Here is an 8,380-nt window from a genome sequence, read left to right on the forward strand (position 1 = left end):
TTAAAAAATCCCAAAACCAGAAACTTCCAAACAGGGTCAGTTTCAGTGGTCGGGGAAATTACAGAACGAATGTTGCACTACCTCTTTGGTCTGCTGTTCGGTACAAAAACCCATGACACGTTCTACACCCGCCCGGTTGTACCAACTGCGGTCAAACAGCGCAATTTCGCCCGCTGCAGGAAGATACGGCACGTAGCGCTGAAAGTACCACTGTGACTGCTCGCGCTCGCTGGGCCTGGCCAGCGCCACGGTGCGGCACTGGCGCGGGTTCAAGGTGTCAGCAATGGCCGAAATCACGCCACCCTTGCCAGCCGTATCACGCCCCTCGATCACCACCATCAAACGCTTGCCGGTGTGCACCAGCCAGCGCGCCAGGTCATTGAGCTCAAGCTGCAGCGGCTCCATCTCGTCAAAGTAATCGTTTTTGCCCAATGTGCCGAGCTTGCCGTTTTTGGATTTTTTCATGGACACATCGTACCGGGATGACTGCGGCCGTCAAGACCGCAACTCAAGCGTGCAATGGTGTCGCCCGAGCCGCGTCACATTCATAGTGTTCTGCGAATGCGGCTGACGGCTTTGCTCCCGGGGCCGTCAACGTTTGACCATGCGATAGAGCAGCAGCAAAATGATGGAACCGACCAAGGCCCCCAGTAGACCTGCGGTTTCACCCGTCGCGTACCAGCCCAGCGAGCGGCCCAGAAAGGTCGCAGCCAGCGACCCGCCGATACCGATGCCAGCCGTGATGAAAAACCCGCTCGGATCTTTGCCGGGGGTCAAAAATTTGGCGATGATGCCGACAACAAAGCCAATGAGAACGGCCCAGATAATTGACATGAGTTAACCCCTGACGGTAAGCGTGTGAATCGGAAGGTGGGAGACAGCCAACGGATCAAGCCAGCGGGGGAATGCGCAAAACCTGGCCCGGATAGATGCGATCCGGGCTCTTCAGCATGGGCTTGTTGGCCTCGAAAATTGCATCATATTTGTTAGCGTCTCCATACATCTCTTTCGATATTTTCGAAAGTGTGTCGCCGCCCTTGACGGTGTAAAAGCGGGACGCTTCTGAAGCGGCATTGACACTCAATTGATCATTGACTTTTTCAACGGAGCCGACATTGCCGCAGCACAGGACAATTTTTTCGCGCGTTGCCTGATCCGCCGCCGCTCCCGAGACCGTTGCGGTCATTGAGGCGCCGTCAAAGGCGACAGCGAGATTCTGCACATTAAAATTCTGGCTCTTGACGTAGGCCAGAATCGCATCGGCGGCCTTCTGGTTGCGCGCGGCCACATCTGCAGGCGCTCCGGTGGCGATCGCATCGGGCTTGCCCAGATTGAACAGTTTTTCGCCAGCTTCTTTGATGAAGGAAATCAGACTCATGTTGCGGTACTCCAATAGACAATGAAAATTATGTGCCGCTCAAGGCACGGCTTTGGTTTAGTTCGCTTGCAGCCTGACCAACCGATGGACCGGCCGGATGCAGGCATGGCCAGCGCAAGTTGGAGTCTAGTTAGACATGCCGATGTCTTCTGTACGGTAGCAAACAGAAGAGGTGACGCAAATCTGAGTTGGGTGGGGGCCCCGGTGGACATTGTGTTGCCGACCGCTTGACGTTCATCCTGCTCAAGATATTTCTTGAATCGGTTCAGCTTGCGTTCATACACGGACGCGCAAGATGTGATTCATACCAACTCAAGGAGTTTTTCATGAAACATCTCATTTCCGCCAAATCGCTCGCTGCAGTTGCGATCGCCCTGGGCGCTTTCGCGGCGGCCTCATCGGCGCACGCCCGTAGCGATGTGCACTTCTCCATCGGCGTGCAGGTACCTGGCCTCTTCGTGCAGCCGGCATTTGGGTATGGGCATCCCCAGCCTTACTACACGCCGGCGCCCAGAGAGTATCGGCGCTATGGTGACGGTCGACGCAATGACGGGCAGCATTGGCAAGGCCGCGGCCCTTATGGCGGCCACGACCGCGACGGCATCGCCAACATCTACGATCGGGGCGGCCCGCGCAATCAGTGGCGCCAGGCACGCCTTCGTGGTCCTTATGGTGATCTCGACCGCGATGGGATCATGAACCAGCAGGACCGCGACCGTGACGGCGACGGTGTTCGCAATCGCTACGACCGCGTCCCGAACAATCCATACCGCAAGTAACCATGGATGCAAGTTAGGCACGCAGTGGAATCTTGCTGGGGACACTCTTGTTCGGGCACCCTGATGTTCACAGTATCCTGACGGCCATTGACTGACATTGCGGTGTGACGGTAGGTTCTTGGCTGGTGGTTGCTGAAAGTCGTCAGCGCTGCCGCCGGGGCAATTTCACTACGATCAATTTTCACCCCCACTCAGAATTTGCCGCCACATCCGTACCGACGCAACGCAGGTGGTGATTTCGGGCCTAGCCGTCGGAGCGTTGCGGTAATTTTCGGCTGTGGGAGGTTATGGCAAAAAAGCTTGTGGCTCAGGAGGCAAATTGATTAACAGCGCTTTTGTGATGAGTACCCGGATCAGACTGAGAGCCGCTGTACCTATCTGCGATCTGCCTGCTCCAACCTGGGCATTGGCGTCATCAGATCGACAGTCGGCTGTGTGGCTCTGCTTTCGGATAGGCCTACTCGGCCATCGACCAGCAGGGGCTATTCGGGGGTGTTGGTCCACAACGACAAATCGCCGAACCGAATTCTTCATTGCAGTCGTGCAGCCCAAAGGATCAGGCACTACCGGTGGTCCTATTGGCCATCCGCTTTGAATGCGAAGTGAAACTCAACGTTGCCTTGCGGAATATGGCCATCCAAAGATAAGGCGAAGAATACATCTTGCGGTACTCCCTCGCAGGCAAGCCCCCGGATGTTCTGGAACCCGAAGCGTCTGTAGTATCCCGGATGTCCCACGAGGCAGCAACCCCGGGCACCAAGGCCTTTCAGACGCAATATCCCTTCCTGTATCAACGCGCTGCCAATGCCTCTTCGCTGGTATTGCGGCAATACCGACACAGGTCCGAGTCCATGCCAGTCCGGGGGGGCGTCGGAAATCGTCACCGGTGAGAATGCGATATGCCCCACTACGCGCCCATCCACTTCAGCGACAAGCGAGACCGTGAGCGCCTTGGCAGCACGCAGTTCGGCAATGATGTATTGCTCCGTCTGATTGCTGATTGCCAGAGTTTTGAACGCAGCGGCCGTCACCTCGGCGATGGTGGTGAAATCGTCGTTCGTTTCACTTCTGATTAGTACCTTGTCCGTCATGTATCTGAATTCCTCTCCTGATTGGCCAAGGTTTGGGCTCAGCCGTTCGTGCAGGCTGGCGAAGCCAGCCGTGGTAGGTCGGCTGGAGCGACGGGTTGGCTGCCATAGTGCTCGCAAACGCGGTTGGGTTAACGATTCCGGGCGGCCGCGGGTGAGCGGTTCTTACGATAGGAGTTCTTCAGGGCGATCTTGCCCTCTCTAAAGGTGAACACATCACACCCATGTACTTCCACGCGAGTACCATCCACTCGTGTTCCCGTGAATGTCCACTCAGAGATCCCGCGATCTCCGTGGACCATATGCCGCGGATTGCCCCAATGGGCATCCGGGAAAGTTGTCCAGACCTCCGCAAAGCCAGCTCGCACGGCCTCCCGTCCCGCGTAGCGAGTGCCACAGATGTCCGGACCTGCCGAGGCTTCGAACACACAGTCCTCTGCCATGAATGACATGAGGGCATCGACGTCATGGCGATTCCATGCATCGGCGAAAGCCTGCAAGATTTCGGTGGTGACCGCAGGAATTACATTGGTCATGATCAACCCTCCTGTCCGCGTCTGCGTAGACGTTCATCCCATGATGCCCGACTTTGACATATTCCGCAAAAGTGCGAAATCACATGGCACCTTGCCGGATGACATGGCGCAGCAAAATCCAAAAGATGTCTGTAATCATGTAGTTAGCTTGATTCACCGCGTATCTATACAGCATATTGAATTCAACAAAGCCGCCGTCATCGATTTCAGCACAAGTTGTTCCATTCTCAGGTAACCGCAATGCTTTAGCTAACCGCAAAATGGGGAAATGACTGCAGTTTGGCAACTTCATTGAATGCCCGCTGGTGGTCTTGAATTCAAGATTGATTGCGCCAATTCAATAGATTAGATGGTTGAATGCAGGTAATTCACCATGGTGATGAAGTCGAATACTGGCAAACCGGACTGGCGCCGAATCGCTGCCGAATAAGGAGGCAGGTCCGTGCATTCAAGAACGAAGGCCCGAATGCCGGGGTGCGCATCAAGCGCTCGACGCGCCGTGCCCAAAACTTCCTGCTCGATGACATCGAGATCGACCGCCTCATCGGGCTCGGCGAACATCCGGTTCCACTCTGTGCAATGCTCCAAACCGATGATGTGCAGACCGTCCGAGTTGGCGATACCAACCGCCTTCAGGTGCTCGGGACCCAGCGCACGCGCGTTGGCCGTGATGATGCAGATTTCACTGTCCGGGCTGCCAATTTGCCTTGCAATAGGAACCTGCAGAAGGCTGGACGTGAAAACGGGCACGCCCACAGCACTGGCCAATTCCCGCTGGAAGATGGCATTGAATCCGCAACTCGTGGTGATGGCCTTGGCACCCTGCGACACCAGCATCCGGGCATCGACGATCATTGTGCGCAGGACGGCAAGATCGGGCTTTTCAAGAATCGTGTGGACGTTGGCCCCAGACACGCGATGGAACCTCACATCGTAGTCATACGAGGCGGGGTTGGTGCTGTTGCCTGGCAGGGTCTCGAGTTGCAGCAGGCCCTGAGGGACCTGCCCCGATTCCCAGCAAAGAATAGCGATTTTTGCCGCTTCGGTTTCAACAGTCATGATTCTTCTTGCCGTTGTGTGCGTTCATTTTTCAGAACCTGTTAATTCGATAGGGTGACAAGTCGAAGGGCTCTGCATCACCCTTGACCAGGCCGGCAATCAATTGCGCCGTGATCGCGGCCAGAGTCAGCCCCAGATGACCATGTCCAAAAGCATAGAACACGTTCTTGCAGCTGGGTGAACGCCCAATCACGGGCAAGGAATCCGGCGTTGAGGGGCGATAGCCCATCCATTCACGCTGGATCGCCTGTTCGGCAAGACCCGGCAACACGCTGCGCGCAAAGGGCGCCATGGCGCGAATACGCCGGTAGTCTGGCGGCGCGCGCAGGCCCGCCAACTCATCGCCACTGACCAGAGAAATGCCGTCGTGCATCGGCGACAAAACACAATGGCGCTCCGGAAAGCCGACCGGGCGACGCAGCAACTCACCGCCCGTCGACCCAAATGAAATATGGTAGCCACGCTCGGTGTCGAGGCTGACCTTGTCGCCCATCTGTTTCGCAAACTGCTTTGACCAGGCCCCCGCCGCGATGACCACGGCATCAAACTGCCGCGTGGCTTTATCCGTCTTGACAGAGAGGCCACCGCCTTCAGTCGGCCTGACTTCCAGGACGCTCTCCTGGATGTATTGCGCCTGACGTTGGCGCGCGCCCTCGAAGTAGGCTTGTGTCAACGCCGTGGGATAGTTGACGAAGCCGCTGTCGGGCTGGAACACGCCACGCGTGTAGGCGTCCCGGTTCAGATTGGGTTCAAGATCGGCCACTTCAGCGGCGTTGAGTATCGAAAAATTGACGCCATGGCGCGTCATCAATTCGCGCTCCAGCGCGGTCTCTGCAAACCCGGCATCTGATTTGTACACTTTCAACCAGCCCACGGGGCGGATGAGCTCACGGGCAGCACTCAGATCGGCCAAGGCAAGGTGGGCGTGCATGGCGTTGGCGACGAGCGGCTCAAGCGCTTGGGCGATGCTTGACACCCGTGCCGGGCGACCCGCCGCAATGAAGCGCAACAACCACGGAAGCACCTGAAGAGAATAAGCGGGCCGCAGCACCGCGGCACCATCCGGGTCAAAAATATAGGACGGAATGGACCGAAGAACACCCGGTGTGGCCGTTGGCGTCACAGCGCCGGTGACAATGCCGCCGGCGTTGCCCGAACTGGTTCCAGCGCCGACTTCCCCATGGTCAATGACAGTGACCAGGTAGCCCTTAGCCGCCAGCGCCAGCGCGGTCGCCGCGCCGACCACGCCGGCCCCGACGATGGCCACGGTACGTGTGCTCGGTGTTTTATTTGTACTGACGCGGGTCATGAAGAATCTTTCTGGAAAGCGTTTGATCTGGCAAGATGGCTTGCTAGTGGTGAAGAATCTTCCCGAGGAATTCACGCGTTCGCTCATTCCTTGGTGTTGTGAAGAAGACTTCAGGCGCCGCGACCTCCACAATGGCCCCCTTGTCGATGAACACCACACGGTCGGCCACCTTGCGGGCAAAGCCCATTTCGTGGGTGACCACAATCATCGTCATACCGTCTTTGGCCAAGGACACCATCACATCCAAAACCTCGTTGATCATTTCGGGATCGAGCGCAGAGGTCGGCTCATCAAACAGCATCACCTTGGGTTGCATGCACAGGCTGCGGGCGATGGCAACCCGCTGTTGCTGCCCGCCTGACAACTGTTGGGGGTAGGAATCAAATTTATCGCCCAAGCCCACCTTTTCCAACATGGCCCGGCCCCGGCTGATGGCTTCTTTTTTTGGCAGCTTGCGTACATGAATCGGCGCCAGCGTGACGTTTTCAAGCGCGGTCTTGTGGGGGTAGAGATTGAATTGCTGGAAGACAAAGCCAAGTTCCATCCGCAGCTGCCTGAGATTGGCTTCGACGGCAACGGGCAGGTTGTCCACGATCAAAGAACCACTTTGAAACTTTTCAAGACCATTGACACAGCGGATCAGTGTGCTTTTGCCAGAGCCACTCGGCCCGCATACGACCACCACCTCTCCCTTGGCAACCTCAAGATTGATGTTCTGCAGCACGTGGTGCGTGCCATACCATTTGTTGAGTTCTTTGAATTTGATCATTTGCGCTTATTCCTCGTCGTCTTCGCTATCGCCATGACTGGGTCTGATGTGTCTTGAAGGGATGCTGGCAGCTCACGTCTTTTCCATTCGCCGAGACAGATGAAGCAGCGGATAACAGATCAGGAAATACCCAATGCCCACCACAGAGAAAACCAGCAACCCATTGGGGACGCTTTGCACAATGATCCAACCCGAGCGCGTCAGGTCGAGAAGCCCGATGGCTGACACAACCGAAGAATCTTTGATGAGCAGAACGAATTGCCCGACCAGAGAAGGGACCACCATTCTCGTGGCTTGCGGCATGACGACCAGCCTGAGTTGCTGCAAGCGGGTCAGGCCGGCCGATGCGGCGGCCTCGACCTGGCCGATGGGCACGGCCCTGATCCCGGAGGCCACGATTTCGGAGATGAAGCAGGCCGCGATGTTGGACAGCGCCAGGGCGCCGGCCGTGAACGAGTCAAGCTCAACGCCGGCCTCAGGCAGTATGAAGAAGACGACAAAGACTTGAACCAGCACCGGTGTGCCGCGAAAGATATCGGTGTAGGCGCCGACGACAAACGAGAGCAGCTTGTTGGAACTGGCGCGTGCTATGCCCAGCACGAAACCGACCATGGTCCCCGCGACAATGCCAATGACCGACAGAGCAAGCGTTATGCCAATGCCCTTGATAAGCACGGGATAGTACTGGGCAATGCCTTGTAGTTGCTCAAAGAACAGCGTCATGTCGTGGCTTTCAGTGGCGTGCAGAGGGCTGATTGAGGCGCATCCATGCGGCCGCCATCAACTTCAGTCCAAAGTAGATGATCAGGTAGCCCACCGCAGTGGTTGCCAAGCCTTCCACTGGCATGAACCGGTCATTGGCCAGGGTTTGCCCGGCGCGCGTGAGCTCCAGGACTGAAATGAGCGACAGCAGTGACGAGTCCTTGACCAGCACAATCGCCTGCCCGATCAACGGCGACACCATGGGGCGCAGCGCTTGCGGGAGAATGATGAGGCGCATTTGCTGCCAATAGCTCATGCCCGAACTGGCGCTGGCTTCAACCTGCCCACGAGGAATCGACATGATCCCGGAGCGGATGATTTCGCTGACATAGGCGCCGCTGTTGATCGACAGCGCGATGATGCCAATCACGGTTTCGGGCATGAGCACGCCGAAACTTGGCAAGCCGAAATACAGGAAATAGAGTTGGGCCAGCAAGGGTGTTGCCCGTATCACATCCACATAGGCCATCGCTGGTGCCCGAACCAGGCGCGACGGCTGGATGCTCATTGCACAGGCGATGATGCCAATGGCGATGGCGCCAGCAAACGCCGTCAATGAAATCGACAAGGTGGCCAGGAAGCCCACCCAAAAATCAGGCAGCGTTTCTCCAATGACCCGAAAGTTCAGATTCAACAACATTCAGTAGCCAATGATTGAAGTAGGAGCGGCTTGGGATTCGGCGCAGTCACACCAGCGCCG

Annotated in this window: 11 protein-coding genes and 1 pseudogene; 2 read left to right on the forward strand and 10 right to left on the reverse strand. The window is 57.0% G+C overall.

The window, feature by feature from the left end:
* Window positions 1–81: 81 nt before the first annotated feature.
* The 3 genes and pseudogenes from GZ093_RS18740 to lysM form a co-directional block, all read right to left on the reverse strand.
* Window positions 82–465, reverse strand: a pseudogene (locus tag GZ093_RS18740) (polyphosphate kinase 2); the annotation flags it as partial.
* Between the two features lie 126 nt (window positions 466–591).
* Entirely contained in the window at window positions 592–834 is a 243-nt protein-coding gene (locus GZ093_RS18745; protein WP_296488997.1) for a GlsB/YeaQ/YmgE family stress response membrane protein, read from the reverse strand.
* 55 nt (window positions 835–889) lie between these two features.
* Window positions 890–1,378: a peptidoglycan-binding protein LysM gene (lysM, locus tag GZ093_RS18750; protein WP_296489002.1), complete on the reverse strand. Its 489-nt coding sequence runs from the start codon at window positions 1,376–1,378 to the stop codon at window positions 890–892.
* A 326-nt stretch (window positions 1,379–1,704) separates the two neighbouring features.
* Between lysM and GZ093_RS18755 the strand changes: the two genes are divergently transcribed.
* Window positions 1,705–2,157 carry a hypothetical protein gene (locus GZ093_RS18755; RefSeq protein WP_296489005.1) on the forward strand — a complete coding sequence of 151 codons (453 nt, stop codon included), beginning with the start codon at window positions 1,705–1,707 and terminating at the stop codon, window positions 2,155–2,157.
* Window positions 2,158–2,732: 575 nt separating this feature from the next.
* Here GZ093_RS18755 and GZ093_RS18760 read toward each other — a convergent pair.
* Together GZ093_RS18760 and GZ093_RS18765 are read right to left on the reverse strand one after the other, a co-directional pair.
* Window positions 2,733–3,248: an N-acetyltransferase gene (locus GZ093_RS18760; RefSeq protein WP_296489008.1), complete on the reverse strand. Its 516-nt coding sequence runs from the start codon at window positions 3,246–3,248 to the stop codon at window positions 2,733–2,735.
* A gap of 128 nt (window positions 3,249–3,376) precedes the next feature.
* Window positions 3,377–3,781: a nuclear transport factor 2 family protein gene (locus GZ093_RS18765; protein ID WP_296489011.1), complete on the reverse strand. Its 405-nt coding sequence runs from the start codon at window positions 3,779–3,781 to the stop codon at window positions 3,377–3,379.
* Between GZ093_RS18765 and GZ093_RS18770 the strand changes: the two genes are divergently transcribed.
* Window positions 3,780–4,016, forward strand: a complete 237-nt coding sequence (locus tag GZ093_RS18770; protein ID WP_296489013.1) for a hypothetical protein — start codon at window positions 3,780–3,782, stop codon at window positions 4,014–4,016. The genes GZ093_RS18765 and GZ093_RS18770 overlap by 2 nt on opposite strands.
* A 110-nt stretch (window positions 4,017–4,126) precedes the next feature.
* On the opposite strand, the gene GZ093_RS18775 is transcribed toward GZ093_RS18770, so the two are convergent.
* The 5 genes from GZ093_RS18775 to GZ093_RS18795 all read right to left on the reverse strand — a co-directional run bounded on the left by GZ093_RS18775 (window position 4,127) and on the right by GZ093_RS18795 (window position 8,320).
* Window positions 4,127–4,840: an aspartate/glutamate racemase family protein gene (locus tag GZ093_RS18775; RefSeq protein ID WP_296489016.1), complete on the reverse strand. Its 714-nt coding sequence runs from the start codon at window positions 4,838–4,840 to the stop codon at window positions 4,127–4,129.
* A 31-nt stretch (window positions 4,841–4,871) separates the two neighbouring features.
* A complete protein-coding gene (locus GZ093_RS18780; RefSeq protein ID WP_296489018.1) occupies window positions 4,872–6,149 on the reverse strand; it encodes an FAD-binding oxidoreductase in 1,278 nt (425 codons plus the stop codon).
* A gap of 43 nt (window positions 6,150–6,192) precedes the next feature.
* Window positions 6,193–6,918, reverse strand: a complete 726-nt coding sequence (locus GZ093_RS18785; protein WP_296489020.1) for an amino acid ABC transporter ATP-binding protein — start codon at window positions 6,916–6,918, stop codon at window positions 6,193–6,195.
* A gap of 72 nt (window positions 6,919–6,990) precedes the next feature.
* Window positions 6,991–7,641: an amino acid ABC transporter permease gene (locus GZ093_RS18790; protein ID WP_296489023.1), complete on the reverse strand. Its 651-nt coding sequence runs from the start codon at window positions 7,639–7,641 to the stop codon at window positions 6,991–6,993.
* 10 nt (window positions 7,642–7,651) lie between these two features.
* The gene (locus tag GZ093_RS18795; RefSeq protein WP_296489027.1) at window positions 7,652–8,320 is read right to left on the reverse strand and encodes an amino acid ABC transporter permease; all 669 of its coding nucleotides are present in this window, start codon (window positions 8,318–8,320) and stop codon (window positions 7,652–7,654) included.
* Window positions 8,321–8,380: the final 60 nt, after the last annotated feature.

Source organism: Rhodoferax sp. (assembly GCF_010365055.1).
Taxonomy (GTDB): Bacteria; Pseudomonadota; Gammaproteobacteria; order Burkholderiales; family Burkholderiaceae_C; genus Rhodoferax.